This window comes from Agromyces sp. GQ35 (assembly GCF_059758475.1).
In genome coordinates, this window is the sequence record NZ_JCAXEO010000001.1 from 1,148,575 (window position 1) to 1,175,498 (window position 26,924).

The 26,924-nt window shown below is 69.6% G+C and carries 18 protein-coding genes; 11 read left to right on the plus strand and 7 right to left on the minus strand.

The window, feature by feature from the left end; all coding sequences use genetic code 11:
- Positions 1 to 53 precede the first annotated feature (53 nt).
- Complete coding sequence (locus AC6CH0_RS05405; protein WP_498098748.1) at positions 54 to 242, plus strand: hypothetical protein; 189 nt, start codon at positions 54 to 56, stop codon at positions 240 to 242.
- The gene (locus AC6CH0_RS05410) at positions 239 to 3,430 is read left to right on the plus strand and encodes a helix-turn-helix transcriptional regulator (protein ID WP_498098749.1); all 3,192 of its coding nucleotides are present in this window, start codon (positions 239 to 241) and stop codon (positions 3,428 to 3,430) included. Before AC6CH0_RS05405 ends, AC6CH0_RS05410 begins: the two co-directional genes overlap by 4 nt.
- 28 nt (positions 3,431 to 3,458) lie before the next feature.
- Here the strand turns inward: AC6CH0_RS05410 and AC6CH0_RS05415 are convergent, their stop codons facing one another.
- The gene (locus AC6CH0_RS05415; protein ID WP_498098750.1) at positions 3,459 to 4,988 is read right to left on the minus strand and encodes a leucyl aminopeptidase; all 1,530 of its coding nucleotides are present in this window, start codon (positions 4,986 to 4,988) and stop codon (positions 3,459 to 3,461) included.
- Entirely contained in the window at positions 4,985 to 6,658 is a 1,674-nt protein-coding gene (locus AC6CH0_RS05420) for an MFS transporter (RefSeq protein WP_498098751.1), read from the minus strand. Before AC6CH0_RS05420 ends, AC6CH0_RS05415 begins: the two co-directional genes overlap by 4 nt.
- 176 nt (positions 6,659 to 6,834) lie before the next feature.
- On the opposite strand from AC6CH0_RS05420, the gene AC6CH0_RS05425 reads away from it, so the two are divergent.
- Together AC6CH0_RS05425 and AC6CH0_RS05430 are read left to right on the plus strand one after the other, a co-directional pair.
- Positions 6,835 to 8,394, plus strand: a complete 1,560-nt coding sequence (locus AC6CH0_RS05425; RefSeq protein WP_498098752.1) for an SLC13 family permease — start codon at positions 6,835 to 6,837, stop codon at positions 8,392 to 8,394.
- Positions 8,395 to 8,435: 41 nt separating this feature from the next.
- Positions 8,436 to 9,512: a LacI family DNA-binding transcriptional regulator gene (locus AC6CH0_RS05430; RefSeq protein WP_498098753.1), complete on the plus strand. Its 1,077-nt coding sequence runs from the start codon at positions 8,436 to 8,438 to the stop codon at positions 9,510 to 9,512.
- Positions 9,513 to 9,551: 39 nt separating this feature from the next.
- Here AC6CH0_RS05430 and AC6CH0_RS05435 read toward each other — a convergent pair whose 3' ends face one another.
- Positions 9,552 to 11,300 carry a glycoside hydrolase family 32 protein gene (locus AC6CH0_RS05435; RefSeq protein WP_498098754.1) on the minus strand — a complete coding sequence of 583 codons (1,749 nt, stop codon included), beginning with the start codon at positions 11,298 to 11,300 and terminating at the stop codon, positions 9,552 to 9,554.
- A 404-nt stretch (positions 11,301 to 11,704) separates the two neighbouring features.
- On the opposite strand from AC6CH0_RS05435, the gene AC6CH0_RS05440 reads away from it, so the two are divergent.
- On the plus strand, positions 11,705 to 13,249 hold the full coding sequence (locus AC6CH0_RS05440; protein ID WP_498101044.1) for a glycoside hydrolase family 68 protein: 1,545 nt from the start codon (positions 11,705 to 11,707) through the stop codon (positions 13,247 to 13,249).
- A 395-nt stretch (positions 13,250 to 13,644) separates the two neighbouring features.
- On the opposite strand, the gene AC6CH0_RS05445 is transcribed toward AC6CH0_RS05440, so the two are convergent.
- Positions 13,645 to 16,587: a GH32 C-terminal domain-containing protein gene (locus tag AC6CH0_RS05445; RefSeq protein WP_498098755.1), complete on the minus strand. Its 2,943-nt coding sequence runs from the start codon at positions 16,585 to 16,587 to the stop codon at positions 13,645 to 13,647.
- Positions 16,588 to 16,784: 197 nt separating this feature from the next.
- On the opposite strand from AC6CH0_RS05445, the gene AC6CH0_RS05450 reads away from it, so the two are divergent.
- Complete coding sequence (locus tag AC6CH0_RS05450) at positions 16,785 to 17,438, plus strand: Pr6Pr family membrane protein (protein ID WP_498098756.1); 654 nt, start codon at positions 16,785 to 16,787, stop codon at positions 17,436 to 17,438.
- 30 nt (positions 17,439 to 17,468) lie between these two features.
- Here AC6CH0_RS05450 and AC6CH0_RS05455 read toward each other — a convergent pair whose 3' ends face one another.
- Together AC6CH0_RS05455 and AC6CH0_RS05460 are read right to left on the minus strand one after the other, a co-directional pair.
- A complete protein-coding gene (locus AC6CH0_RS05455; RefSeq protein ID WP_498098757.1) occupies positions 17,469 to 18,398 on the minus strand; it encodes a carbohydrate kinase family protein in 930 nt (309 codons plus the stop codon).
- A gap of 4 nt (positions 18,399 to 18,402) precedes the next feature.
- The gene (locus AC6CH0_RS05460; RefSeq protein ID WP_498098759.1) at positions 18,403 to 19,407 is read right to left on the minus strand and encodes a LacI family DNA-binding transcriptional regulator; all 1,005 of its coding nucleotides are present in this window, start codon (positions 19,405 to 19,407) and stop codon (positions 18,403 to 18,405) included.
- A gap of 175 nt (positions 19,408 to 19,582) precedes the next feature.
- On the opposite strand from AC6CH0_RS05460, the gene AC6CH0_RS05465 reads away from it, so the two are divergent.
- From AC6CH0_RS05465 to AC6CH0_RS05485, 5 genes are all read left to right on the plus strand, one after another.
- On the plus strand, positions 19,583 to 20,674 hold the full coding sequence (locus AC6CH0_RS05465) for a substrate-binding domain-containing protein (protein WP_498098761.1): 1,092 nt from the start codon (positions 19,583 to 19,585) through the stop codon (positions 20,672 to 20,674).
- A gap of 131 nt (positions 20,675 to 20,805) precedes the next feature.
- Entirely contained in the window at positions 20,806 to 21,846 is a 1,041-nt protein-coding gene (locus AC6CH0_RS05470) for an ABC transporter permease (protein ID WP_498098763.1), read from the plus strand.
- Positions 21,843 to 22,655: an ATP-binding cassette domain-containing protein gene (locus AC6CH0_RS05475; RefSeq protein WP_498098765.1), complete on the plus strand. Its 813-nt coding sequence runs from the start codon at positions 21,843 to 21,845 to the stop codon at positions 22,653 to 22,655. The genes AC6CH0_RS05470 and AC6CH0_RS05475 overlap by 4 nt, the downstream gene beginning before the upstream one ends.
- Positions 22,652 to 23,044 (plus strand): putative quinol monooxygenase, encoded by a 393-nt coding sequence (locus tag AC6CH0_RS05480; protein ID WP_498098766.1) that lies wholly within the window; start codon positions 22,652 to 22,654, stop codon positions 23,042 to 23,044. Before AC6CH0_RS05475 ends, AC6CH0_RS05480 begins: the two co-directional genes overlap by 4 nt.
- Positions 23,045 to 23,188: 144 nt before the next feature.
- On the plus strand, positions 23,189 to 23,905 hold the full coding sequence (locus tag AC6CH0_RS05485) for a TetR/AcrR family transcriptional regulator (RefSeq protein WP_498098768.1): 717 nt from the start codon (positions 23,189 to 23,191) through the stop codon (positions 23,903 to 23,905).
- 153 nt (positions 23,906 to 24,058) lie between these two features.
- Here AC6CH0_RS05485 and AC6CH0_RS05490 read toward each other — a convergent pair whose 3' ends face one another.
- Positions 24,059 to 26,899, minus strand: a complete 2,841-nt coding sequence (locus AC6CH0_RS05490) for an immune inhibitor A domain-containing protein (protein WP_498098769.1) — start codon at positions 26,897 to 26,899, stop codon at positions 24,059 to 24,061.
- Positions 26,900 to 26,924 lie beyond the last annotated feature (25 nt).

Genomic DNA, 26,924 nt, shown 5'->3' on the forward strand with positions numbered 1-26,924 from the left:
GAGCACGCTGGAGGCATCCGGTCGAGAGGATCGGAGGCACACCAGGAGGCATCATGCAGTTCTCGGCAGACTTCGTCGCATTGCACGCACACCAGACCGACGTGCTGCGCGCCGAGTGGGAGCTCGGCCTGCAGCGCGACAACGAGGAGCGCGGTTCAGGTGACGCGGTGGCGTCACCCGAACCCGTGCGGCGGCACCGCCGGCACCACGCGCATCGGGCTCCCCGCCTCGCGCTGCGGTGACCACGGCCGCACCCTCGGCGCCCGCGCCCGCCGGGCCGTCGGCGCAGCAGCTGAATCTGCGGCGCACGGCGGGGGGCGTTCCGCTGAGCGCGATCACGGATGCTGCGGCAGCCGCGGATGTCGGCGGTACGTGGCACGATGAGATCGTGACCACGTCAGCGGCGGCCATGGTCGGCCGCGACGCCGACCTCTCGAGGCTCAACGAGCGACTCGACGAGGTGCGCGCCGGCGCGCCGTTCACGGTCGTCATCGGCGGCGAGGCCGGCATCGGCAAGACCCGGCTGATCCGCGAGTTCCAGAGTGGACTTCCGGCCGACGTGCGCCTGCTCGCCGGGCAGTGCGTCGATCTCGGCAGCGTGGCGGCACCGTATGCCCCCGTCAAGACGGCACTGCGCACGCTCGTCGCCGACCTCGGGGCCGAGCGGGTGCTCGAGGCGGCCGGGCCCGGCCGCTCGGCGCTCGCTGCGCTGCTGCCCGAGCTCGCGGCATCCGGGTCCGTCACGCCGACCGCAGAGGCCCCGGCCGGCGTCGGCGCCGCCACCGGGCAGCTGCACGAGGGCATCGCGGTGCTGCTCGAGACCCTGTCGCGCGAGCGACCCATCGTGTTCCTCATCGAAGACCTGCACTGGGTCGACGCCGCCACGCTCGCTCTCTTGCGGTTCCTCATGCGCGCGCTCGGCTCGAGCCGGGTGCTCACGGTGCTCACGTACCGAACCGAAGACGTCACGCGGGGCCATCCGCTGCGGCCATTCCTCTCCGAGGCCGAGCGCGACCGCTGGGTCGAGCGCCGCGACCTCTCGCGGCTCACGCGCGCGCAGGTGCGAAAGCTCACGAAGTCGCTCACGGGCGAGGCGCCGACCGACCAGGTGATCGCGACCGTCTTCCGCCGCAGCGACGGGGTGCCCTTCTTCGTCGAAGAGCTCGTCGGGCTCGACGGGTGCCGCGACGAGAGCGACTTGCCCGACACCTTGCGCGAGCTGCTGCTCGCTCGGTACGAACGACTCTCCGAGAGCTCGCAGGCGCTGCTCCGGCTCGTCAGCGTCGGCGGCGTGCGCATCTCGCACGCGATGCTCGAGTCGGTCTTCGACGGCACGGCGGGCGAGCTCGAACTCGCCGCGCGCGAGAGCGTGCTGGCCGGCGTGCTCACGATCGACGGCGACGACTACGCGTTCCGGCACGCCTTGGTGCGCGAGGCGATCCTCGCCGACCTGCTCCCGGGCGAACGGGCCCGCTTCCACTCGCGCTATGCCGAGGCCTACGAGGCCGCCGCCGCGGCGGGCACGCGACGCCTCGCGGCCGAGATCTCCTTCCACTGGCTCGGTGCGCACGACGCCGCCCGGGCGTTCCCCGCGACGATTCAGGCGATGCGCGAAGCTCGCGCGGCTGCGGCCTACGCGACCGCCGCCCAACTCGGCGAGCGTGCCCTCGGCCTGTGGGACGTCGTGCCCGACCCGGCACGCAGCGCCGGCATGTCGAAACTCGAACTCATGGGCCGTACGGCGTCGCACTTGCGCAACGCGGGCGAGGGTGAGCGCAGCCTCACCCTCGTGAAGGCCGCGCTCGCCGAATGCCCGCGTGATGACCCTCAGTACCCCCGATTTCTGCGCGACAAGGCGATGTACCTTGCCAACGTCGGGCGCCCGGGCTCCATCCCGGTGCTCGAAGAGGCACTCGAGGCACTTGGCGAACACGGCTCGAGTGAGCTGCGCATGACGACGCTCACCGGCCTTTCGGGCCGGCTCATGATCGAGGGCCGTCTCGACGAAGCCGTCGAGACAGCCGAGCGCGCGCTCGCCGTGGCGATCGAGATCGACTCTCCGCGCTATGCCTCGATCGCCACGAACGTCGCGGCGGTCAGTCGAGCGAGTCGCGGCGAGGTCGAGGCGGGACTCGCCGGTCTCGAGCGCGCGCGAGAGCTCGCCGAGGGTGACGGTGCTGCCATGCTGCGCTACTGGGTCAACGCCTCCGACCTGCAGTACCTCGTCGGCAACCATCACGAGGCGGTGCGACTCGCCGAAGAGGGGCTCGAGCAGGCCCGCGCCCAGGGCGTCGAGCGCAGCTCGGGCGTCATTCTCGCCTCGAACGCCGTCGACCCGCTCTTCGCGCTCGGCGAATGGGATCGCGCCGCCGCGCTCGTCGAACGCGCCATCGCCCTCGACCCCCCGGGCCCCTTCGGCGTCTACCTGCAGCGCGCCCGCATCTGGGCCATCCTCTGGCTCGGCGAACCGGTGCGCGCCGCCGAGCAGCTCCGGTCCTTCCGGTCGGCGTGGGGCGACGTCATGGAGGTCGAGACGCAGACGAGGCTCAGCGTGAGTCGGGTCGGGGCCGAGGTGGCTCTCGCCAACGGCGACGTGGCCGAAGCCTGGCGCGAGGTGCGGCGAGCGCTCGAGATCCGTGACGCGCCGCTGCCCGGCTACGCCCTGCCGCTGCTCTGGGTCGCGGCGAGGGTCGTCGGTGCCGCGCGGTCCGGCATCGCCGAGCGCGCGGGCGGACTCGCCGACGCGCTCACGGCTGAGATCAGCGGGGCCGAGCCGGCGTTCCGTGCGCTGCTCGATCGACTGGAGACCTGGCCCACGCACCGGCTCTGGTCGGCGTTCTTCGACGCCGAGCTCGCCGAAGCGGCGGATGTCTCCGATGGCTCCGGCGGCCCAGCCGGTTCGGATGGCGCAGCCTGGCGGGCAGCGGCGCAAGCCGCTGCGGCGCCCACTGCGCCCGGCTATCTCGCTCCGTACGCCCTGCTCCGACAGGGCGAGGCCGAGCTCGCGTGCGGTGACCGCGCCATTGCCAAGGTGACGCTGCAGAGCGCGCTCGACCTGGCGTTGAGCGGCGGTGTCGGTGCGATCCGCGATCGAGTGAGGCAGGTGGCTGCGGCCGCAGGCATCGCGCTCGACGGCGGCATGGGCGGTGGCGTCGCCCGCTCGGGCGCGAGCACCGGCGGCTCGGCTCCGGGCATCGCGGGCGCGCCGGCATCCGACGACGCGGCCGCCGCCGCCGCTGCGACCGCCGAGCTCACGGCCCGCGAGCGACAGGTGCTCGAGCTCATCGCCGAGGGGCTCAGCAATCGCCAGATCGGCGAGCGACTCTTCATCAGCGGCAAGACCGCGAGCGTGCACGTCTCGGCGATCCTCCGCAAGCTCGGCGCGGCGACCCGCACCGAGGCTGCCTACCGCGCGGGCGTGCTGCGCTGACGCCTGGCGTGCTGCGCAGTGAGAACGCTCAGCGCGCGGGCCTGAACCCCCGCGCGACGTCGATCAAGATCCTGGTGCCGAACCCGGTCGCGCCCTTCGAGCGCCAGGAGTCGTCGGTATCCGACTGCATCGTGCCCGCGATGTCGAGGTGCGCCCACGGGGTCGAGCCGACGAAGTGATCGAGGAAGAGCGCCGCCGTCGTCGCCCCGGCGAACGGGCCGCCGAGATTCGCGATGTCGGCGATGTCGGAGTCGAGCTGCTTGCGGTACCTGCGCTCGAGCGGCAGCCGCCACACCTGCTCGCCAGTGGCGGCGGCGGCTCGTTCGACGGTGCCGAGCGTCGTCTCGTCGTTGCCGAACAGGGCCGCGGTCGAGGTGCCGAGTGCCATCAGCGCCGCTCCCGTGAGTGTCGCGATGTCGACGATCGCGTCGACCTCGTCTTCGTTCGCGAGGGCGATGGCGTCCATCATCACCAGTCGGCCCTCAGCGTCGGTGTTCCGCACCTCGACGGTGGTGCCGTCGCGTGCCGTGAGCACGTCGCCGAGTTGGTAGGCGGACCCCGACGGCATGTTGTCGGTGCACATGAGCCAGCCGGTCACGGTCGCAGTGGCATCGAGCGCGCGCAGCGCGGTGAAGGCGCCGAGCACGGATGCCGCGCCGCCCATGTCCATCTTCATGAGCAGGTGCATCGGGTCGGACGGCTTCAGGCTGATGCCGCCCGAGTCGTACATGATGCCCTTGCCGACGAGTCCGAGGTGGCCGGTGGAGGCGCCGCGCGGGGTGTAGCGCAGTTTCACCATGCGCGGTTCCTCCGTCGACCCGCGATTGACGCCGAGCAGGCCGCCGCAGCCGAGTTCGATGAGCTGCTGCTTGTCGAAGATCTCGACGTCGAAGCCGAAGCGCGTGCCGAGGGCGACGGCGGTCTCGGCCAGCTCGGTGGCGGTGAGGTGCCCGGCGGGCGTGTTCGCGAGATCGCGCGCGACGTTCGCCGCTCGCGCGGCGATGAGCCCTACCTCGATGCCGGCTGACAGCTCGGCGGCGCCCGACCTCTTCGGCAGCACGTCGCCGATGCGCACGGCGAGCCGTTCGAGCGGCGCGTCCGAGGGCTTGGCCGAGAGGCCCCGGTAGCGGTATCGCCCGAGCGCCGCTCCCTCGGCGATCGCCTGCCCGGCCGTCGCTGGGTCGAGTTCGCCGAGTCCCGGGATCTCGAACCCCAGGCGGGCGCTCGTCGATGCGGCACGCGCGAAGTTCGCAGTCGCGTCGCGCAAGCCGTCGATCGTGAGCTCAGCCGCGGCACCGCCGCCGACGAGGAAGACGGGCGCCTCGCCCGGCACGAGCAGGGTCTGACCGGGCTTCGCTTCGAACCCGGCCCGCTGCCATGCAGCGGGAGCGAGCCCGGCGATGGAGTCCTGCTCCGATGCATCCGTGAAGACCAGCACTCCGGTCGCCTCGACATCGTCCAGCGCGTCGTCGAGCACGACTGCGGGCGCGTGCGCGAGCGACGGCGTGGCGGTGAAGTTCGCGGGAATGAGCTTGTTCGCGCTGCGAGTCGTGGTCATGCGAGCGCCTCCGTTTCGTCGACAGGGTCGATGGGGTCGTCGTCGTCGGGCTCGAGCTTCTCGGGCAGTTCGTCATGGCGCCGGCCCGGCATACGGGTCGCCGGCACGATCGCGAGCAGTGCCAGGGCGGCAAGGCCCAGCAGTGAGACCTGCAACGACTGCAACCGTGCTTCGGCGTTCACGGCGATAGCGGCGTCGAGCTCGGGTCCGGTCGCCCGGGACTCGAGAACCGCCGCGAGCTGCTCGTTCGTGAGGAAGTCGGCCTCGTTGAGGTTGACCTGCGAGATGAGCTCGTCGGAGATCTCGGGGTGCTCCTGCGCACCCGTCAACAGCATCGTCGAGAGCATGCCCACCGCGAAGGCCGTGCCGACGGCGATGCCCACGCTGCCCGACAGGTTGTGCACGAGCCCGCGCCAAGCGCCGACGTCGCCGGCGAGTTGCTTCGGTGCCGAGGAGAGCAGCGTGTTGAACACGAGCGCGACGATCGCACCCTGTCCGAGACCGAGCAGGATGAGGCCGGCCACGACGAAGCCCTGGCTCCACTCACCGCGCACCGTGAACGCGAGCAGTGTGAGCGCGGATGCCACGACGACGAAGCCCGCGCTCGCGATCACACGTGGCGTGAATCGGCCGTAGAGGGAGGCGACGAAGGTCGAGGCGAGGAAGATCGACAGCGTGTACGGGATGATCGAGAACGACGTCTCGATGCTCGACTGGCCCTGCACGACCTGGATGTAGAGCGGAATCAGGAAGTTCGCGGCCGTGCCGACGAAGAGCATGATGCCCATGCACGCCGTGATCGCACGCTCGGAGCCCGTCGCGAGCACGCGCAGGTCGAAGATTCGCGGCTTGCCTTCGCGCCCACGGCGGCGCAGCCACGAGAAGAACACCTGGCCCACGATGAGTCCGGCGAGCACGAGGAGCGGGGCGGGCGAGATCCCGAGCACGTCGAACGGCGCCTGATCGGTCGCGAGCCAGACACCCCAGCTCGCGAGCCCCGAGAAGCCGAAGCTCAGCAGGATGACGGCGACGGCGGCGAGGATGGCGCCGGTCCAGTCGATCGACAGACCGGGCTGGGCCGGCACGCGCTTCAGGCGGAAGCTCAGCAGCACGTTGATGACGGCGAGCCCGACCATGAGCGCGAACGACCAACGCCAGCCGATCGTGTTCGCGAACCAGCCGGCGAGGAGGAGCGCGAGCACGCCCGCCGCCGGGATCGCCGCGGCGAGCAGGCCGATCGCCCTCCCCTGCTGCAAGCCCCGGTAGTTCGTGGCGATGAACACGGTGAGCGCGGGGGCGATGAGGGCGATGACGGCACCCGAAGACGCCTGTGCGATGAAGAGCATGGCAGGCGAGACGCTGAGTGCGACCCCGAGCATCGCGACCCCGTGGATCACGACGGCGATCTGGAAGACGCCGCGGCTGCCGAAGCGCGAGCTCACCTTCGCTCCGAGCAGGATGAACGCCGCCATCGCGAAGGTGCCCGCGGTGATCGCCGTGCCGACCGAACTCGCCGGGGTGTCGAGATCGGTGGTGATACCGGCCATTGAAACGGTCAGCGCGTTCACGGCGAACGATGCCTGGATCTGGGTGAGCACCACCACGATGAGCGGCAGCCATGAGGTCTTCGGAATCGGAACGGTGACGGATGCCTCGGCCTGCATGCTCATGAACGTCCCCCCGGGTTCGAGCTGATCCTGATGCTCACCGTACTGCGTGGACAGCACCGGCGGAACTGTCTCGTCGACGGGCGAGGGAATGCTCCGCCGCGCTCCGTGGCGGAGCGTCATTGCGGTCGTCGCACGGACCCCTGCTGCGACGGATGCCTCGCGGCTAGTGTGAGCGCATGAACCCCGTCGCGACCACGCTCGTCATCCTGGCGCTCGCGATCGTGGCGTTCATGTCGAATCGGGTGCCGCTCGGCATCGTCGCGATCGGCGTCTCCGTCGCGCTCTGGCTCACGGGCATCCTCGACCTCGGGCAGGCGCTCGCCGGCTTCGGCGACCCGACGGTGATCTTCATCGCCGCCCTCTTCGTCGTGAGCGAGTCGCTCGACTCGACCGGGGTCACGGCGTGGGCAGGGCAGCAGGTCATCGGCCGTGCCGGCACGAAACGCCGGTCGCTGCTGCTCGTGGTGTGCCTCCTCGTCGCCGGTGCGACCGCGCTGATCAGCGTCAACGGCGCCGTCGCGGCGTTCATCCCGGTCGTCGTCGTCGTCGCGACGCGGGCCGGTATCCCGCCGTCGCAGATGCTCATGCCGCTCGCGTTCTCGGCCCACGCCGGGTCGCTGCTCGCGCTCACGGGCACGCCGGTGAACATCATCGTGAGCGAGGCGGCCGCCGACGCCGGTGCCCGGCCGTTCGGCTTCTTCGAGTTCGGTCTCGTGGGGGTGCCGCTCGTCGTCGGCACGCTGCTCATCGTCTCGCTCATCGGGCGTCGACTGCTGCCCGAACGTGCGCCGACGACGCTGCCGCAAGACGTGAGCGCGCACGCACGCACCCTTCGACAGCAGTACGACCTGCCCGAGGGCCGCGAGCTGATGGGTGCGAGCCACGGCGTCACCGAGGTGGTGGTGGCTCCTCGATCGAAGCTCATCGGCCTGCACCTCTTTCCCGGCATGGTGACTCCGAGCGGCGATCTCGTCGTGCTCGCCGTGCAACGGGCCGGCGAAGACCTCGTCGGCGCCGAGTCTCGGCTGCAGGCCGGCGACATGCTGCTGCTCACCGGCGCGTGGGACCAGCTCGAACGCAATACCGCCGGACCCCATGTGCTCGTCGTCGACGAGCCGGCGCTGATGCGCCGTGCCGTGCCGCTCGGCGCCGGTGCCAAGCGCGCGGTCGTGATCCTCGCCGCCATGGTGGTGCTGCTCGCCACGGGCCTCGTGCCGCCGGCGATCGCGGGCCTCGCCGCGGCATCCGCTCTCGTGCTCACCCGCGTGGTGTCGCCCACGCAGGCGTACCGCAGCATCTCGTGGACGACGGTCGTGCTGGTCGCGGGCATGATCCCGCTCTCGACGGCCTTCATCACCACCGGCACCGCCGACGTCATCGCCGAGGGACTGCTCGGACTCGTGGGCGATGCTTCGCCGTACCTCGCACTGTTCGCGATCTGCGCGCTGACGATGGTGCTCGGCCAGCTCATCTCGAACACCGCGACGGTGCTGATCGTCGCACCGGTCGCGATGGTCGTCGCGGCTGACCTCGGCGTCTCGGTGCTGCCGTTCATGATGGCGCTCACGGTGTCGGGGGCGGCGTCGTTCCTCACCCCGGTGGCGACGCCCGCCAACACGATGGTGCTCGAGCCCGGCGGCTACCGCTTCGGCGACTACTGGAAGCTCGGGTTGCCCCTGCTGGTCCTGTTCCTGCTCGTCGCGGTGTTCTACGTGCCCCTCATCTGGCCGTTCTGAGCCCTGAACCGTCTCGAGCGCCACGGATAGGCTCGATGGTCATGGGGCGCGAGCGACGAACGGATGACGCGATTCCGCCGCGCCCGAGCATCGCGACCGTGGCTGCGGCGGCGGGCGTCTCACCCACGACCGTCTCGCACGCGCTGAGCGGGAGCCGCGCGGTGCGCGCTGAGACGCGCGACCGGGTCATCCGCATCGCCGCCGAGCTCGGCTACACGCCCAACCGGCTCGCGAGCGGGCTGCGGCTGCAGCGCTCGGGCGTGGTCGGACTCGCGAGCGATCACATCGCGACGACCGCGTTCGCCGGTCGCATCGTGCGGGGCGCACAGGAGGCGGCTCGTGAGCGCGACGTCGTGCTGATGGTGGTCGACTCCGAGGGCGATCCCCAGTTCGAGGCACGCCAGCTGCGATCCCTGGTCGATCGTCGCGTCGACGGCATTCTGCTCGCGCGCATGTTCCACCAGGAGGTGCACCGGCCCGATGCGCTCGGAACGACGCCCGTCGTGCTCGTCGACGCCGTGCCTGCCGACGGATGGCGCGTGCCGGCGATCGCCCCCGACGAGCACGCGATCGCCGAGACGGCGGTGCAGCACCTGCTCGCCGCGGGGCATCGCCGCATCGCATTCGCGACGACGACGGACGACGCGCCGGCGAGTCGCGGCCGGGAGTCGGGGTTCCGTGCCGCGCTCGCCGCCGCCGGACTCGACGGCAGCCGTGCGCTCGTCGAGCGCGGCGCGTCCGATGCCATCGGGGGCAGAGCTGCCGGCGGCCGTCTCCTCGACCGGTCGCCGGCCGAACGGCCCACAGCGGTGTTCTGCTTCAACGACCAGATGGCCATGGGCGTGTACCAGGCGGCGGCGGCACTCGGGCTCGACGTGCCGCGCGACTGCTCGGTGCTCGGGGTCGACGATCTCGACATCGTCGCGGCGGCGCTCGTCCCCGCACTCACCACCATCGCACTGCCGCACCGCGAGATGGGCCGCTGGGGCATGAGCAGGCTGCTCGACCTGATCGACGGCGTCGATCAGGTGCCGGGAGCGGCGGCGGATGTCGCGGCGCCGGTGCTGCTCACATGCGAGCTGATCGAGCGGGGCTCGGTCGCGCGGCCCCAGCGCTGAGCGGCCGCCGAGCCCCGGGCCCGCGCGCCACCCCTCGCCTCAGCGGCGGGTCGGGGCCGGCGCACGCTCGACCGCTGCCACGGCGAGGGGCGTGAGGCGGAGCGAGCGGAGCTCCGTCTGCCCGCCGATGGACTCCACCGAGAGTCCGTTCGCCCCGGGCGCCCCGAACACGACGTTCGAGAGCACCGCTTCGCCGTCGTTCACGAACACCTCGACCGACGCCGTGTCGACGATGAGATCGAGGGTCACGACTCCGTCTCGAGTGGGTGCGGGCGCGGAGCGCACTTCTCGGTAGACCTCTGGCATCGAGGCGGCGACGGCATCGGCATCTCGGGCGACGAAGACGGTGCCGGCGCCGAAGTCGACCCCGACGGTCGCGAATGCCCCGTCTCCCTCCTTGATGCGGAAGCGCACCTCCGAGGCCGGATCGTCCGGATCGGGAGCGACCTCGACGCGCAGTCGGTAGGCGTCGGATCCGGGTTGGGGGAGCGAGGTGCTCGAGGCATCCGTCACCCGCAGGTCCTTCGCGATCTCGGTGTCGCCCGCGAGTGAGGCGAGCGCCTCGACCGGCGTCGAGACGAGCGTCGGCCGCCCATCGACAGTGCGGAGCGCGAGTTCTCGTACGACCGAGTCGGTGCCGCCGTGCCAGTCTTCGGTGGGCTGCTCGCCCGCGTAGGCCCAGTTGTTCAGCCAGCCGATCGAATAGCGCGAAGCGAGGCGTTCGGCTTCGGGCAGGCGCGGGTCCTCCCACGTCACCGCCGCGTAGAAGTCGGCGCCACGATCGAGCCAGGACGGGACAGGCGCGTCACCGGCGCCATCGCCGGCATCGGCGCCGGCGCCATCGGCGGTGAACGTCTCGCCATTCCAGTCGCCCGTCCAGTACGCGGTGCCCGTGGTCATGCCCTGCTCGGCGCCGTTGACGCCGGCAGCGAGCACCCAGGTCGTCTTCGACGGGTCGCCGTCGAGTGACATCTGGAAGAGATCGGGGCATTCGAGCACCCCGAGGTCGTCGCGCTCGAATGCCGACCGGTACGTCCACGCCTTCAGGTCGGGCGAGGTGTAGAAGCCGATGCGGTGGCCCTCGGCGAGCACCATGAGCCATTCGCGGCGCTCGTCGTCCCACACGATCTTCGGATCGCGCCAGTGCGCTTCGCCGGGGTTGCCCATGACGGGATTGCCGTCGAACGGCTCGAATCGGGAGCCGCCGTCGGTCGACACGAAGAGCGACTGCTGCTGCACGCCCTCGTGCTGCTGCGTCAGGATCGCGATCACGGCGTCTTCGCCGAATCCCGCCGTGTTCTCCGTGTCGATCACGGCGCTGCCGGTCTCGATGTCGCCGAGCCCGTTCTCGTACTTCTCGATCGCGACGCCCTCGTCGCGCCAGTGCACGAGGTCGGTCGAGGTCGCGTGATACCACTCGGTGCCGTTCCCTTCGGGGTAGTCGGCGTTGTAGAGGTAGTAGTAGTGCCAGCGCCCATCGAGCCAGAGCGGCCGCTGGGGATCGTTCATCCAGCGTTCGGCCGGCGTGAGATGCACGGCGGGTCGGTAGGGCGACCAGTCGGCGGGTCGCGTGAACTCTCGTTCCGCGGTGGGCGTCGGGGCGGCGTCGGTCGGACGCGGCGACTCGCTGCCCGGCGCGAGCACGATGACGGCGACGACGGCGGCGATCGCCGCCGCGGCCGCGACCGTCACGAGCGTGAGCCTCGCGGCCGTCGAGTGCACGCCCCGGCCCGAGCGTGTGCCTGCTCGATCGCCCGGCGGCGCTTCGCGTCGAGGTGTTCGGTTCATGATCCTCCGTCGTGGTTCACGCACCGCGTGCAGTCGGATCCGCCAGCGAGGCGGTCATCGACCGGCGATGCGCCTTCGCGGTTTGTCTGTGGGGAGGAGCGCAAGCGCCACTCGAGGAATCGCAGGCCACGTTAGTGAGATGCAAATCGATTTGCAAACATCGATCGAGCTGTTGTCCGAATGAACGCGCGACCATCCCCGCCCTGCTGCTGATCTGGGAATTTCCCGAAGAACGCGCCGCACGGGCAATCCGGTGCGAGGGGTTGACATCGTTGTCAGAATTCGCATAGGTTCCTGTGTCGGGGAGCACAAGCGTCACATTTCGAGGGTCGTACCTTCATCCACGAAAGGTGACGAACATGTCAACATCCACTGGGCGCTTGACGCGCCCACTCATCGGAGGAATGGTCGCGGCGGGAGCCATGGTCGCGACCCTCTTCACGGGCGCGGCCGGAGCCGTCGCCGCACCAGACGATCTGCAGCCCGGCCCCGAGCCGACGCTGCACACGCAAGAGGCCTACGCGCCCGAGGACGACTTCACCGCGAAGTGGACCCGCGCCGACGCCCGTCAGCTCCAGCGCCTGTCCGACCCCGCTGCGCCATCGCGCGAGAACTCGATGCCGACCGCGCTCACCATGCCGACGGTGCCGCAGGACTTCCCCGACATGTCGAACGGCGAGGTCTGGGTCTGGGACACCTGGCCGCTGACCGATGAGGACGGCAACCAGTACAGCGTCAACGGCAAGGAGATCATCTTCTCGCTGGTCGCCGACCGCAGCCTCGGCTTCGACGAGCGACACCAGTACGCCAAGATCGGCTACTTCTTCCGCCCGGCCGGCATCCCCGTCGACGAGCGGCCCGAGAACGGCGGCTGGACCTACGGCGGCCTCGTCTTCGATGAAGGCGTGACCGGCGAGATCTTCGACGACCAGTCCTACAGCCACCAGACCCAGTGGTCGGGCTCCGCGCGCATCATGAAGGGCGGCGAGATCAAGCTCTTCTTCACGGATGTCGCGTTCTACCGTGACGCTGCAGGCAACGACATCAAACCCTACGACCCGCGCATCGCGCTGAGCGTCGGGCACGTGCACGCCAACAAGAACGGCGTGAAGTTCACGGGCTTCAACTCGGTCACCGACCTGCTCCAGGCCGACGGCACGTACTACCAGACCGGTGCGCAGAACCCGTTCTTCAACTTCCGCGACCCGTTCACCTTCGAGGACCCGGCGCACCCGGGTGAGACCTACATGGTGTTCGAGGGCAACTCGGCGATGCCTCGCGACTCGGCGACGTGCAACGCCGAAGACCTCGGGTATCGAGAGGGCGACCCCTACGCCGAGACCGTCGAAGCGGTCAACGCCTCGGGCGCGCCGTACCAGATCGGCAACATCGGTCTGGCGAAGGCGAAGAACGACGAGCTCACCGAGTGGGAGTTCCTGCCGCCCATCCTCTCGGCCAACTGCGTCACCGACCAGACCGAGCGACCGCAGTTCGTGTTCGAGGACGGCAAGGCCTACCTCTTCACGATCAGCCACCGCGGCACCTTCGCGGCGGGCATCGATGGCCCCGAGGGCGTCTACGGCTTCGTCGGCGACGGCATCCGCAGCGACTTCCAGCCGCTGAACAGCGGCTCGGGCCTCGCGCTCGGCAACCCGACGAACCTCAACTTCGCCGGCGGCCAGCCGTTCGCGCCCGACTTCAACCAGCACCCGGGCCACTTCCAGGCGTACTCGCACTACGTCATGCCCGGCGGCCTGGTGCAGTCGTTCATCGACACGATCGGCACGCACGACGACTTCGTGCGCGGCGGCACGCTCGCCCCGACCGTGAAGATCGACCTCGATGGCGTGAACAGCGCGGTCGACTACACCTACGGCAACGACGGGCTCGGCGGTTGGGCCGACATCCCGGCGAACATCGACGTCAACTCAGGCGGCAAGGTGCAGTAACGCTCGAACGACGGATGCCCCGGGGAATCGATCCCCGGGGCATCCGCTCGTGCGCCGTGCTGGGTGCACGGTCGAACGTGGACTACAGGGCCAACGCGGGGATGGCGCCCATCATGCCCACGGCGAGCACACCGAGTGCGGCGAGTGCCGCCATCGCGGCCGCCGCGCCGGCGGTGCGCCAGTGTGGTTTCGTCGTCATAGTTGGTCTTGCCCTTCATCGGGAGGTTGGGGCTTGGTCACGACGTCCGATGTGACATCGTTATCAGGCGGTCATACTACACAGCTTGCCCGGACGCCGCAAGAGAACATCGGACGTTTGCGAACGTGGCCGACACCCGTTCCTCCCACGAGGCGGGTGGGAGGCGACGATCGGCACGTGGCATCCCACCCGTGTTTCAGCCGGCGACCCGCACGAGGAGCTCACCCCCGTGCGTGACGCCGGCCGAGTTCTCGAGCTCGACCGTGTACCGGTGATCGCCTGCCGCGGCATCCGTGATCGAGAACTTCACCATTCGGTCGCTGTCGTCCGTGCGGTACTCCCGGGCGATCACGCGGCCGTCCTCGATGAGCCGCACGACCGTCGTCGGCTCGCCCTTCGCGACCTTCACCTTCACGACGTAGTCGCCGTCCTTGTCGGCCGACTTCGGGCCCGAGGTCGACGAGAGCTCGGCGGCGGACGGCGCCGCCGCGGCACCGTCGACGCCGGCCTCCTGGTACATCGCCCCGTGCATCGGCGTCACGGTCAGCGACTCGAGCGTCGCGCCGTCGCCCTCGGCCCAGAGTCCGATGGCGTCCGCCCCGGCGTTCGGGAACACCTGGTCGGTGATCGTGGTGCGACCGTCGGCGGTGAACACCTCGACCGAGGAGCGGTCGACGTAGGCGGTCAACGCGATCGTGCCGTCGTCGCGCAGCGCCACCGGCGCATCATCGAGCGAGGCGAACGTCGGATGGAACGCCGTGCTTCCCGAGTCTCGACGGTCGACGAACAGGCGACCGGATGCCGCGTCGTACCCGATGCGCGTCGCCGACTCGCCGTCGCCCAGCACGCTGAGCCCGGCCGCGTCGGCGTCGCCGGGCCGCAGCACGGCGTCGATGCGCACGACTTCGCCCGACACGGGCAGCGTCTCGGAGCCCGCCGCGATCGGCCGCGAGGCATCCGTGTACGCCCGATCGGTCTGCTCGAGTTCTGCGAATTCGGGCACCACCTGCTGCACGAGCCGGGGGCCGCGTTCGGTCGTCACGAGCGACACATCACGCGGCAGCGCCATCGCGCTCCGCCATGTGCCCGTCGGGATGTCGTTCGCGTAGTCCCAGTTGTTCATCCAGCCGAGCATCACGCGGCGACCGTCGGGTGCATTGCCGAACGACACGGTCGCGTAGTAGTCGCGGCCCCAGTCGAGCCAGTCGTAACCCTCGATGCGCGGAGCGGCCGGGGCATCCGCGAACATCACCTGGTCGACGAGCACATGACCCCACCCGAACCGGTTGTTGTCGATGATGCGAACGGATGCCTCATGGCCGGCGAACTCGGCGACGTTCCAGTTCACCCAGTCGAGGTTCTCGCTGTTGCTGCCAGTGGCGGTGCGCACGATCTCGCCGTCGACGACGAGGTTGACGCTGGTCTCCTCCGACCTCGCCTGCGCCGGCTCGGCGCCGAGCACGACGTGGTCGAGCGTGAGGTGGCCCCAGCCGCCCGTCGCGTCGTCGTGCACCTGGAACCGCGCGTCGCGACCGGCGAACTCCGCGACCTCCCACGACTGCCAGTTCAGCTGGCCGGCCTCGGGACCGGTCGCAGTGCGCACGACCTCGCCGTCTACGAGCAGCCGCACCTCGAGCGTGCCGTTGAAGCGCTTGCCGCCGCCGAGCAGGAACGACAGGCGGTCCTCGCCGGGCTCGATCGTGAAGGCCGGCGACGTGAGGTCGCCGAGGTTGTCGTCGCCCTTCGGGCCGCCCTCCCAGGTGTTGATGCGCTTCTGGCCGAGGTAGTAGTCGCCGCCGGCCGTCGACGGGTTGCGCCACGGCTCGGTCGCGAGATCGCCCGTCGCCTCCCAGCCGGCGTCGGCGAGGGTCGTGCCGTCGGGGAACTCGAATCCGTCGAACAGCAGGCGCCCCGCCGGCGGCTCGTTGCCGAGCTGCGTGCCGTCGACGTGCGGGTGATTGCCGCCGCCGACGAGCAGGTTGACGTAGTCGGCCTCGATCGTGAAGGCCGGCGACTCCATGCTGCCGATGGGCCAGTCGTGGTCGGCGAAGCCGTTCACGAGGCCGGCGCCGATGAAGCCCGAGACGGTGTTCTGCCCGGCGAGGGTGCCGGTGGCCGGAGCATCCGTGAAGGGGCCGTTCGCCCAGTTGCCGGGTTCGTTGGCGACCGTCCAGCCGCCATAGGTGCCGTCGTCGAACCCGGCGAAGAGGTCGCCGGCCGGCGCCGCGGCATCCGACACCGTGCTCTCGGAGGTGAAGGTGGTGCCGTCGAAATCGCCGACGAAGTACTGGCCACCCGAGCCGCCCGCGACCGAGCCCGGGTTGAGGTTCACGACCATGACCCACTTCGTGTTCGCGGGGTCGCCGTCGACCGGGAGCGGGAACAGGTCGGGGCACTCCCAGATGCCTCCCGTCGCGTTGGCCGGACCGAAGTCGCTGAGGTGGGTCCAGTTCGTGAGGTCATCGCTTCGGTACAGCACGACCTGGTACTGCAGCGCCTCGACCGCGACCATCACCCAGTAGGACTCGCCCGTCTCGGGGTCGGTGTATCGGATCACCTTCGGATCGCGGAAGTTCGCGGAATCGCGGTCGAGCACCGGGTTGCCCTGGTACTTCGTCCACGTCTGGCCGTCGTCGAGGCTGTAGGCGAGCGACTGGGCCTGCTTGCCGGCATGCGTCGGGTGCGCGTTCGTGTAGGCGCTCGTGTAGATCGCGACCATCGGCGGGTTCTCGGCGGTGCCGAGTCCACTCGTGTTCTGCTCGTCGACGACGACCGAGCCCGAGAAGATGTCCTCGATCGCAACGCCCTCCTCGTCGAACGTCTGGGGAATCGCGATCGGCTGCTCCTCCCAGTGCACGAGGTCGGTGCTCGTCGCGTGGCCCCAGCTCATGTTGCCCCAGCGCGTGCCCGCGGGGTTGTGCTGGAAGAACATGTGCCACGTGCCGTCGTTGTAGACGAGGCCGTTCGGGTCGTTCATCCAGTTGCGTTCGGGAGTGAAATGCAGACGCGGGCGGTACTGCTCGGTCGCCGGGTCGGGCCCGTCGTCATCCGCCATCGCCGGCATGGCGCCGAGCATGCCGAGTGCCAGCGCGGCAGCAGCCGTCGCGGCCACTGTGCGCCATCGTGATTTCGTCGTCATCGTTCGAGTCGCCCTTCATTGCGCGAGTATCGATGCCACCGTGACATCGTTGTCAGTGAGTGACGGCGATGTTACGGAGTGTCCGACGGACATTGCAAGCGGTCGCTCGTCGAGGAGAAGCGCGCGCCGCGCAGCGCGCAACCGATGGACACACCACTAGGCTCCGGATGACGGGATCGCCGAGTGGGGGAAGTGCCATGACGACTGCGAGTGAAACCAGCACTGCGACATCGACTCGGCGCGCCGCCCCGGTGTTCGCGGTGGCCAGGCTGGCGATCGTCGCGCTCGTGGTGACAGCGATCGTCGCGACCTTCTTCGACACGGCATCGCGGGCGACGATCAACCCGTTCAACTTCTTCGGGTTCTTCACAATGCAGAGCAACATCATCACCGCCGTGGTCTTGTTCCTGGCCGCCCTGGCCACCTTCATGGGCCGCCCGCAGACACCACTCCTGCAGTTCGCCCGTGCGTGCGCGACGACCTACATCGTGATCGTCGGAATCGTCTACAACCTCCTCTTGGCAGGGCTCGAGGGTGGCATCTCCCTGGATTGGGCGAACTGGGTGCTCCACGTCCTCTTCCCCATCTACGCCATCGCGGATTGGATCCTCTTCGGGGACCGCGATGCGCTTCCCTGGAGACGCCTCTGGGTCGTGCTGATCTACCCGGTGATCTGGATCGTCGTCGTGATCCTCCGTGGCGCGACCGACGGCTGGGTGCCGTACCCGTTCCTCGACCCCGACACGGGGTACGGCAGCGTCGCGCTCTACTCGCTGATGATCTTCATCGCCACCATCGTCGTCGGCGCCCTCGTCTTCGCCCTCAGCCGGGTTCGCGTGCTTCGACCCTGACCTCGGCGAACACGTCCAGGTGAACCGTCGTCAGCTCGGGAAACGGGCCTCCGGCTGCGGTACGCGCAGCAGTGCGCCCTCGTGCCGGACGGTCGCCGAGGCGACGGTCATGGCCTCGTGCAGGGACGCGCTCCACGTCGCCGCCGTCTGCGGGAGGCCGCCGGAGGCGACCTGGTGCACGATCGAGGAGAGTGTCGCGTCGCCGGCTCCCATCGTGTCGACGATCGGCCCCGGCAGATCGACGATGTCCGAGTGCACGGTGACGTCACCGTGGCGCACCCATGCCCCGGCGCGCCCGGCCGTGGCGAGGATCGCGCCCTGCGCGCCGCTCGGGTCTCGGAGGCGTCGTACGAACGCGTCGAGCGTGTCGCCGAGCAGAAGCTCCGCGTCTTCGTCGCCCACCTTCGTGAGCAACGCCCGGGACGCGAAGTCCTCGAAGCCGGCGAGAAATGCGGCGCGGTCGGCGAGCATGCCCGCTCGCGGGTTGCCGTCGACCACCACCCGACCTTCGGGCCGCGCGATCGCACCCACGAGCTCGGCGTACTGCTCGGCGTCGTCGAACGGGAAGCAGCTGACGACGACGAGGTCGGCCTCGTCGATCGCGGCGCGGGTGGCGTCGTCGAAGCGGATGCGTCGCCGCTGCGCGGCCTCGTTGAACTCGTAGCGCGGCTCGCCGTCGGTGCGATCGGAGACGGCGCGCGAGGTGCCGTGCTCCGACGGGCTCTCGACGAGTCGCACGCCGTAGTCGCGCAGGTACGAGCGGATGCGGGTCGCCGGATCGTCGTCGCCGAGCATGGCGACGAGTGTCACCCGTTCGCCGAGCAGTGCGAGCCCGACGGCGACGTTCAGCGCGGCTCCGCCGATGAACTCACGTGAGCCGCTCGGGTCTCTCAGCTCGTCGATGAGCGCGTCGCCGATGACCGTGATGCGGGCGCCGTGCTCGGCGCGTTCCTGCGACATCCGCTCACCCCTCCGATCGCGGCGCGATCTCGCCCGAGCCGCGCACCAGCAACCGAGTGGGCACGATCGTGCGCGCCGCGGGGGTGGAATCGCCGTCGAGGCGGGCGAAGACCCGCTCGGCCGCGGCGCGACCGATCGCCTGCGGGTTCTGCGCGACCACCGTCACGCCCGGATCGAGCAGGTCGCCGAGCGGAATGTCGTCGAAGCCGACGAGCGCGGTGTCATGGTGGCGGCCGAGTTCGCGCAGCGCGCGGATGACGCCGATGGTCACGAGGTTCTGGCTGGAGAAGATCGCGGTGGGCGGGTTCGGCGCGTCGAAGAGCGCGAGGGTCGCGGCGCGCGACGTCGCCTCGTCGTGCAGCCCCTCGATGACCTGCTGGCCTCGAGTGGAGACACCGGCGCGGCCGAGTTCGTCGAGGTAGCCGCGGTGACGCTCACGTGCCGTCTGGATCTCGGGGCGGTCGCCGAGGTAGGCGATCTCTCGGTGCCCGTGCTCGAGTAGGTGGCGGGTCGCGAGCGCTGCACCCTCGGCGTTGTCGCTGACCACGGCGTCGGAGGTGATGCCCGCCGGCTCGCGGTCGACGAAGACCACCGGGGTGCCGCGGCGCAGCTCGGGGCCGAGGTAGGCCTGGCTCTCGGAGACGGTGGTGAGGATCAGGCCGTCGACGCGGCGACGGAGGAAGGCGGAGACCGATTCCTGTTCGCGGGCGGGGTCGTCGTCGAGGCTCGAGGCGAACACCGAGACGCCGCGGGCGAGTGCGGCGTCTTCGACGGCGCGGTGCACCGCGCCCGAGAACGGGTTGTCGACGCTGCCGACGAGGAGGCCGAGGGTGCGCGTGCGGCCGTCGGCACGGCGGAGGTTCCCGGCGTGCAGGTCGGGCTGGTAGTCGAGCGTGCGGGCCGCCGCGTTGACCTTGGCGATCGTGGCCGCCGACACGTTGGGCTCGCCGTTGATCACTCGCGAGACTGTCTTCACTCCGACCCCGGCCAGTGCGGCCACGTGCCGCATCGTCGGCCGCGAACGCGCGCCCTCGTGCGCTGTATTCGTGTTTGACAACGGTGTCACAATCTGCTCCCAAATGTGCAAGTTGGACTTGACTATACATGCGGTGATGGGCTAGACCTAACAATGACATCGTTGTCAGGAAGACAACGGGCCTTCCAACACCAGAGGAGATTCATCGATGAATCACACAGCACCCGGTGCACTCCGCCGGCGTCTCATCGCCGCAGGCTCGCTCACTGCGGCCGCGGCACTCGCCCTCACCGGCTGCGCCGGTGGCGCTGACACGGGCGACGGCGGCGATGCCGACGCGATCGGCGTCTCGCTCATCGTCAAGACCACGACCAACCCGTTCTTCGTCGCCATGCAGGACGGCGCCGAGGCGGCCGCCGACGAACTCGGCGTCGAGCTCACCCTCGCCGCGGGCAAGGAGGACGGCGACGAGGACACCCAGATCCAGGCCATCGAGAACGCCATCTCCAAGGGCGACGCGGGCATCCTGATCACCCCCAACGGCCCCGGCGTCGAAGACGCACTCGTGAAGGCCCGCGATGCCGGACTCTTCGTGATCGCCCTCGACACCCCGCCGGCCGACCCCGAGGCCGTCGACATCACCTTCGCGACCGACAACTTCGCCGCCGGCCAGGAGATCGGCCGCTGGACGGCGGCCAAGCTCGCCGGCGAGACGGCGACCATCGCCCTCATCGACCTCTTCGACGACAAGATCGTCTCCGTCGACTACAACCGCGACCAGGGCTTCCTCGACGGCATGGGCATCGACACTGCCGACGCCGAGGTGAACGGCGACGAGGCGAAGACCGGTACGTACAGCGGCGGCGACTACGAGATCGTCGGCAACGAGGCATCCGGTGGAGCAGAAGACGGCGGCCGCACCGCCGCCGAGACCCTGCTCTCGAAGAACCCCGACATCAACGTGGTCTACACGATCAACGAACCGGCCGCCTACGGCGCCTACGAGGCGTTCAAGGCAGCCGGCAAAGAAGACGTGATCGTCGTCTCCGTCGACGGCGGCTGCGCCGGCGTCGACCAGGTCGCCGAGGGCATCATCGGCGCGACGAGCCAGCAGTACCCGGTCAAGATGGCCGAGCTCGGCGTGCAGGCGATCTTCGACCTCGTGAAGACCGGCGAAGCACCCGAGACGACCGAGGGGCTCGACTTCTTCGACACCGGTGTCGCGCTCGTCACCGACGACCCCCAAGACGGCGTCGAGTCCATCGACACCGCGCAGGGCGGCGAGATCTGCTGGGGCTGACCCTCGGCACCGCAACGTGAGCGGTGCCGGTCGGTGACGGATGCCTCGGGGCGACGCCTCGCGCTTCAGCCCCGCGGCATCCGGTCCCTCCCGGCCGGCACCCCTCACCCACCGAACATCGGAGTATCAACGTGACCCAGCAGACCTCCGAGCCGCCGACGTCGGCGCTCGACCTGGCCGAGGAGTTCCTCGACCGCACCACGCCCCTCAGCCGCGTCCGCAACATCCTGCACCGCTACCCGGCCGTCAGCCCGGCGATCGTGCTCGTGCTCGCCGTCATCGTCTTCGGCCTGCTGAACGACCGCTTCCTGAACCCGGCGAACCTCTCGCTCATCACGCAGCAGGTCGCCGTGGTCGGAACACTCGCCGTCGCCCAGACGCTCATCATCCTCACCGCAGGCATCGACCTCTCGGTCGGCGCGGTCATGGTGCTGAGCTCGATGGTGATGGCGCAGACGAGCGTGCAGCTCGGTCTCCCGGGCGTGCTGGCCATCGGCCTCGGCCTCGTCGTCGGTCTCGCAGCCGGCGCGCTCAACGGCTTCCTCGTCACCCGTCTGAAGCTGCCCCCCTTCATCGTGACGCTCGGCACGCTCAGCATCTTCGTCGCGCTCACCCTGCTGTACTCGGGGGGCGCAACCGTCCGCGGGGCGGAGATGCCCGAACTGCTCACCGCGATGGGCGCCACCTTCACCATCGGCGGCGTGAACTTCACCATCGGCGTGCTGATGATGCTGGTGCTCTACGTGGTGGTCGCCCTGATCCTCGCGAAGACGGCCTGGGGCCGACACGTCTACGCGGTCGGCGACGACCCCGAGGCCGCGCGCCTCGCCGGCATCAGCGTGAACCGGGTGCTGATGAGCGTCTACCTCGCGGCGGGAGCGATCCTCGCGCTCGGTGCCTGGATTCAGATCGGTCGTACGAACGCCGCGTCGCCCAACGCGGGCGCAGAACTCAACCTCGACTCGATCACCGCCGTCGTCATCGGCGGCACGAGCCTCTTCGGCGGCCGCGGCACCGTGTGGGGCACCCTGCTCGGCGCCCTCATCGTCGGCGTCTTCCGCAACGGACTCTCGCTCGCGGGGCTCGACGTGCTCTGGCAGACCTTCGCCGTGGGCGTGCTCATCGTCGTGGCCGTCTCGGTCGACCAGTGGATTCGAAAGGTACGCAAATGACCACCGCAACGGATGCCGCGGGCCAGGCGCCCGCCGCCGGCCCCGCAGAGACCCGCACCCCGATCCTCAGTGCGCGCCGGCTCGTGAAGACCTTCGGCCGCGTCGTCGGCCTCGACGGGGTGAGCCTCGAGCTCTATCCCGGCGAGGTGCTCGCCATCATCGGCGACAACGGCGCCGGCAAGTCGACGCTCATCAAGTGCCTGACCGGGGCTGAGATCCCCGACGAGGGCGAGATCTTCCTCGACGGCAAGCCCGTGCACTTCAAGCGTCCGCAGGACGCCCGGGCGGCCGGCATCGAGACCGTCTACCAGAACCTCGCCGTCTCGCCCGCGCTCGACGTGGCCGCGAACCTGTTCCTCGGGCGCGAGGAGCGCAAGCGCGGCATCCTCGGCTCGGTCTTCCGCGTCGTCGACCAGAAGGGCATGCGCGAGAAGGCACGCAACGAATTGCGCGCGCTCGGAATCTCGACGCTGCAAGACGTCACGGTGCCCGTCGAGAACCTCTCGGGCGGACAGCGCCAGGCCGTCGCCGTTGCGCGCGCCGCGGCGTTCGGGTCGAAGGTCGTGGTGCTCGACGAGCCCACCGCGGCGCTCGGCGTGCGCGAGTCGAACCAGGTGCTCGAGCTCATCAAGAACCTGCGCGACCGCGGCATCCCCGTCATCCTCATCTCGCACAACATGCCGCAGGTGTTCGACGTGGCCGACCGCATCCACATCCAGCGCCTCGGCAAGCGGGCCGCGACCATCACGCCCGAGTCGCACTCGATGACCGATGCCGTCGCCATCATGACCGGCGCGGCGAAGGCGTGAACGAAGCGAGCGCCGGCGTGACGGCCGACGTGACGGCCGATATGACGGTGACGGCCGACGGTCGGGTCGAACTGATCGCCGAGTTCACCGCCGTCGCCGGCCGCGAGGAGGAGGTCGAGCGCCTCCTCCTCGCGCTGACGGCGGAGGTCCGGCGAGAGAGCGGATGCCTCGACTTCACCCCGCGTCGTGTGGTCGCCGCTCCCTCGGGGGCTGCCGCAGCGGGACCCTCGCCGATCGGAACACGGTTCGTGGTGTCCGAGGCATATCGGGATGCCGCCGCCTTCGCCGAGCATCTCGCTGCACCGTACGGCGCCGACTTCAACGCCGCCCTCGGCCCGCTGATCGTCGAACGCGGTTCGGTGCTGACGTTCCTGCGCCCGCTGGCCTGAGCCCGCGCACATGCCACGACCTTTTGACGGAGCGGGGAGGCGATGAATCCTCCGTGGTCCGTCAAAAGGTCGTGACAGCCCGAGGTCGAAGCGACCGGTCGGCGCCGGTAGCCTTGAGGGTCGACCACGAGGAGCACGAGCACCATGAAACCCGGACCGAGGCGCAGCGTCAGCCAGGTCGACATCGTCGATGCGGCGTTCGAGATCCTCGAGCAGAAGGGTTTCGCCGCCGTCTCCGTGCGCGGGGTCGCGGCGGCGCTCGGCCTCACGCCCACCGCGATCTACACGTACTTCCCGTCGAAGAACGCCCTGCTCCGGGCCATGGTCGAAGAGCTGCTCTCGAGCCTCGATCTCGCCGCGGCATCCGACCCCGACGTCGCCTGGCGCAGCCGCGTGTACGCGCTCGCCGCTGCGCTGCGCGCACGTCTCGCCGAGCACACGGGTGCGATGGTGCTCGTCACGAGCGGGCCGCTCGACGGGCAGCACGCGCTCGGCCTGAGTGAAACCCTCATCGCCGGTTTCATGGGTGGGGGGATGCCGCTCGACGACGCCGCCCGTGCCGCGCACGCGGTGCGCGCCCACGTGCTCGGGGTCGCCGCGCTCGATGCCGCCGAGCGTGCGAACGACGCCGAGGCGACTGCAAATGCGACTTCGGCCGGCGCCCTCTGGTCGGATGCCTCGAGCCATCCGCTGACCGAGGCGACGGCCCATCTCTTCGCCGATGCCGCGGACGTCCCTGCGGGCCCCGTCGATGACTCCGATGGCACCGTCGTCGTGGATTTGGCGTTCGGGTGGGGCCTCGACCGCCTGCTCGACGGACTGCTCGCCCGGGTCGAGGAGCCCGCGACCGTCCGCGACTGATCGCCGTACGGCGGTCCGACTTCCCTGCACCATCGGTGTACAGCTCGATCGCCCGAGTGCGTCGCAGAGGCATCGCCGAACGCGGCGAGGCGCCGACCCCCGGAAGGGAGCCGACGCCTCGTCGTTCGTGCTGGTGTTGCCGGTGTCGCCCGATCAGCCTGCTGCGGGCGGGGTGATCGAGATGAGCGCGGACTGGTTGCCCTTGAACGCCTTCTTCACCTGGATCACCGTGCCGTAGCCCACGCCGTCGTCAGCGGGGTTGCCGGTACCGAAGACGCCACCGAGCGGGCTCGCAGCTCCGTACAGGTCGGTCAGCGGGTTGCCGTCGAAGTCGACGATCCGCGTGCTGTACGGCGCGTTGCCGACCGAGGGCACGACCACCGAACCGTCGCGGAAGCGGCGGGCCAGTCGACCGTCGGGCAGGACTTCGAGACCCGAGGTCCAGCCGAGGTCGTCGGTGAAGGTGCTCACCGGCTCGCGCGACGGGATGTCGGTGCAGTACTCGGTCGTCAGCTCCGCACCCGTGAAGCACTCCGTGAAGGCGTACGTCGGGGTGAGGCCGAAGGCGACGTCAGAGGACTGCGAGCGCGACGGCAGGTTGTGCTGCAGCGTGCCGTCGGCCGCGGCCGCCTCGCCCGTGCGGCGCAGCGGGTCGAAGTGGCTGTCGACGAGCAGCAGGCCGCCCTTGGCGCCGTAGCTCGGCAGAGCCGTCTCGTTGGTGCGCACGTGGTTCGTCTCACCGTAGGTCGTGTCGCGGTACCAGACCAACGCTCCGGGAGCGTTGTAGGCGAGCTTCTCGACCTTCCATGCGCCGGCGTTGTACACCGAGTTGTAGCCGTACTTCAGCCCTTCGTCGAAGCCGTCGAAGTTGCGCCACTCGACCATGTAGTACTGGGCCTTGCTCGAGGTGCCGGTGTCGATGCGCCAGCCGGGGCCGGTCGTGTCGGCGAAGGTGGTGACCTCGGCGGTCCAGCCGTTCTCACCGCTCTCGACGTCGTCGCTCCACACCGTTTCGGTGCCGCTCGTGACGGCGAAGTCATCGGCGAACCAGCCGCGCTCCTGGAAGGCGGCGTCGGTGGCGAGACGCAGGCGAACGCCCACCGTGGTGCCCGCGTACGACGAGAGGTCGACGTACTGGCGAGCCCAGCCGTGCGAGTCGCCCGTGAGACCGTACTGCTTGTTGCCGAAGGTGGCGAGGTTGCCGTTCGGGTCGGGGTAGCCGTCGGGAGTGGTGGCCTCCGTGCCGTCTTCGTTGAAGACCTTCACGTCGGTCCAGGTGGTGCCGCCGTCGGTCGAGACCTCGACGAAGCCGTAGTCCCAGTCCGCTTCGATGACGAAGTTGTTGCTCATCCAGAACTTCGCGTCGGTCGGTACGTCGACCGTGCGCGAGATGCGGATGTCGCCCCAGTCCTGGTCGGCTCCGGTGTACCACATGTTCTCGCCGCTGGCCGGCTCGGCGAGGGTGATCACCTTGTCGGGAAGGTTGATCTTCACGCCGTCTTCGGAGCCCTTGGGCGAGCGAGACGCCTGGCCGACCTTGATGGTCTCGGCGTCGTCACCCGGGTTCATGACGACCGGGTCGACCCAGCCGAGCACCCACTTGTCCCAGATGCCCATGTGGGTGGGCATCGACTGGAAGATGGGGCCGGAGTGCGATCCCGAGGACATGAGGTCCCAGAAGTCGACGTCGGAGTTGCCCTGGTTCGAGGTGTCGTACAGGTCGGGCAGGCCGAGGTCGTGGCCGTACTCGTGCGCGAACACGCCGACACCCGAGTCTTCGGGCTGCACGATGTAGTTCGACAGCTTGAGGTCGGTGCCGGGGATGTCCGCGCCTCCTGCGACAGCGGAGGAGTGCGCCCAGATGGCGTACGTGCCCTGCTCGCCGCCGTTGCCGGACTTGTCTTCGCCGGCGTGCACGAGCACGACGTGGTCGATGACGCCGTCGGGCTCGTTGAAGTCGCCGTCGCCGTCACGGTCGCCCTGGTCTTCGATGTCGTACTCGTCCCAGGGGAAGTCGGGCTGCGCCTCTGCGAGAGCCGCGACCGCATCGATCGGCAGCTGACCCGGACCCTTGGGGTTGTCGGGGTGGCCCTGCTGGTCTTGGACCTCGCCGGCCTCGTACACGCCCTCTTCGTTCTGGAAGCAGAGGCTCGCGCCGTACCAGCCCTCGGAGTGCGGCACGGTGATCCACGGGGTGGCCTCACCGGAGACGGTGTATGCGCCGCGGGACATCTCCTCGTACATCGACTTCATCGTGTAGCCCGAGATGTCGAAGCCGGGCTGGCCGTCGGGGCCGGTGAGGTCGGTGCGCACACGGTCGGTGATGCCTTCGTCGGTGAAGAGCATCTTGTTGTAGTGCTCGGTCGAGAAGTCGGGCACCCACATCGTGTTGTTGTCTTCGAGCTCGAAGCTCGCAGGGTCGGGGATGCCGTTGTGCAACGGGCCGTTCTGCACGTTGCCGGGCATGCACTGCTTCGAGCCGAACTCAGTGGGCACGTACGTGCCGGTGAAGTCGTCGTTCGCGTTCTCGTTGAACTCGACGAGGATCGTCAGCAGCTTCGCTTCCTGCGTCGTCTCGGCCTGCTTGAAGTTCGACTTCTTGGGCTTCTTGTCGTGCTTGGGCTTCTTCAGCTCCTTGGGGTTCTTGCCCGTCGCGATCGACTTCGCCTCGAGCGTGGCGAGTCCCTTCGCGGCGATCGGGTTGCCCTGCGCGTACTTCTGATCGAACGCCTCGGCGTCGGCCTGAATCTGCGCCGACGACTTGGCGGTGACACCGTCGACGAGCACTTCGCCGTCGGTGTCGAGCGCGAGGTCGGCACGAGGCGCGACGTAGTTCATGTAGTACTCGGAGTCGCTGATCACCGGTGGCGACACCGGTGCTTCAGCTGCGACCGCCCCGCTCGCGCCGAACGACACCAAACCGGTGGCGGCGAGCGCGAAGACCGGGATGACCGCAACCGCGCGCCTCCGCGCGCGGCCCGTGAATCCAGACATGCTTCTCCCTTCGAACGACCCGCGG

What these genes read in the sequence shown, in the direction of transcription:
- AC6CH0_RS05405 (WP_498098748.1), top strand. Translation starts at nt 54, where the DNA reads ATGCAGTTCTCGGCAGACTTCGTCGCATTGCACGCACACCAGACCGAC.
- AC6CH0_RS05415 (WP_498098750.1), bottom strand. Translation starts at nt 4,988, where the DNA reads ATGACCACGACTCGCAGCGCGAACAAGCTCATTCCCGCGAACTTCACC.
- AC6CH0_RS05420 (WP_498098751.1), bottom strand. Translation starts at nt 6,658, where the DNA reads ATGAGCATGCAGGCCGAGGCATCCGTCACCGTTCCGATTCCGAAGACC.
- AC6CH0_RS05425 (WP_498098752.1), top strand. Translation starts at nt 6,835, where the DNA reads ATGAACCCCGTCGCGACCACGCTCGTCATCCTGGCGCTCGCGATCGTG.
- AC6CH0_RS05430 (WP_498098753.1), top strand. Translation starts at nt 8,436, where the DNA reads ATGGGGCGCGAGCGACGAACGGATGACGCGATTCCGCCGCGCCCGAGC.
- AC6CH0_RS05435 (WP_498098754.1), bottom strand. Translation starts at nt 11,300, where the DNA reads ATGAACCGAACACCTCGACGCGAAGCGCCGCCGGGCGATCGAGCAGGC.
- AC6CH0_RS05440 (WP_498101044.1), top strand. Translation starts at nt 11,705, where the DNA reads ATGGTCGCGGCGGGAGCCATGGTCGCGACCCTCTTCACGGGCGCGGCC.
- AC6CH0_RS05445 (WP_498098755.1), bottom strand. Translation starts at nt 16,587, where the DNA reads ATGACGACGAAATCACGATGGCGCACAGTGGCCGCGACGGCTGCTGCC.
- AC6CH0_RS05450 (WP_498098756.1), top strand. Translation starts at nt 16,785, where the DNA reads ATGACGACTGCGAGTGAAACCAGCACTGCGACATCGACTCGGCGCGCC.
- AC6CH0_RS05455 (WP_498098757.1), bottom strand. Translation starts at nt 18,398, where the DNA reads ATGTCGCAGGAACGCGCCGAGCACGGCGCCCGCATCACGGTCATCGGC.
- AC6CH0_RS05460 (WP_498098759.1), bottom strand. Translation starts at nt 19,407, where the DNA reads ATGCGGCACGTGGCCGCACTGGCCGGGGTCGGAGTGAAGACAGTCTCG.
- AC6CH0_RS05465 (WP_498098761.1), top strand. Translation starts at nt 19,583, where the DNA reads ATGAATCACACAGCACCCGGTGCACTCCGCCGGCGTCTCATCGCCGCA.
- AC6CH0_RS05475 (WP_498098765.1), top strand. Translation starts at nt 21,843, where the DNA reads ATGACCACCGCAACGGATGCCGCGGGCCAGGCGCCCGCCGCCGGCCCC.
- AC6CH0_RS05485 (WP_498098768.1), top strand. Translation starts at nt 23,189, where the DNA reads ATGAAACCCGGACCGAGGCGCAGCGTCAGCCAGGTCGACATCGTCGAT.
- AC6CH0_RS05490 (WP_498098769.1), bottom strand. Translation starts at nt 26,899, where the DNA reads ATGTCTGGATTCACGGGCCGCGCGCGGAGGCGCGCGGTTGCGGTCATC.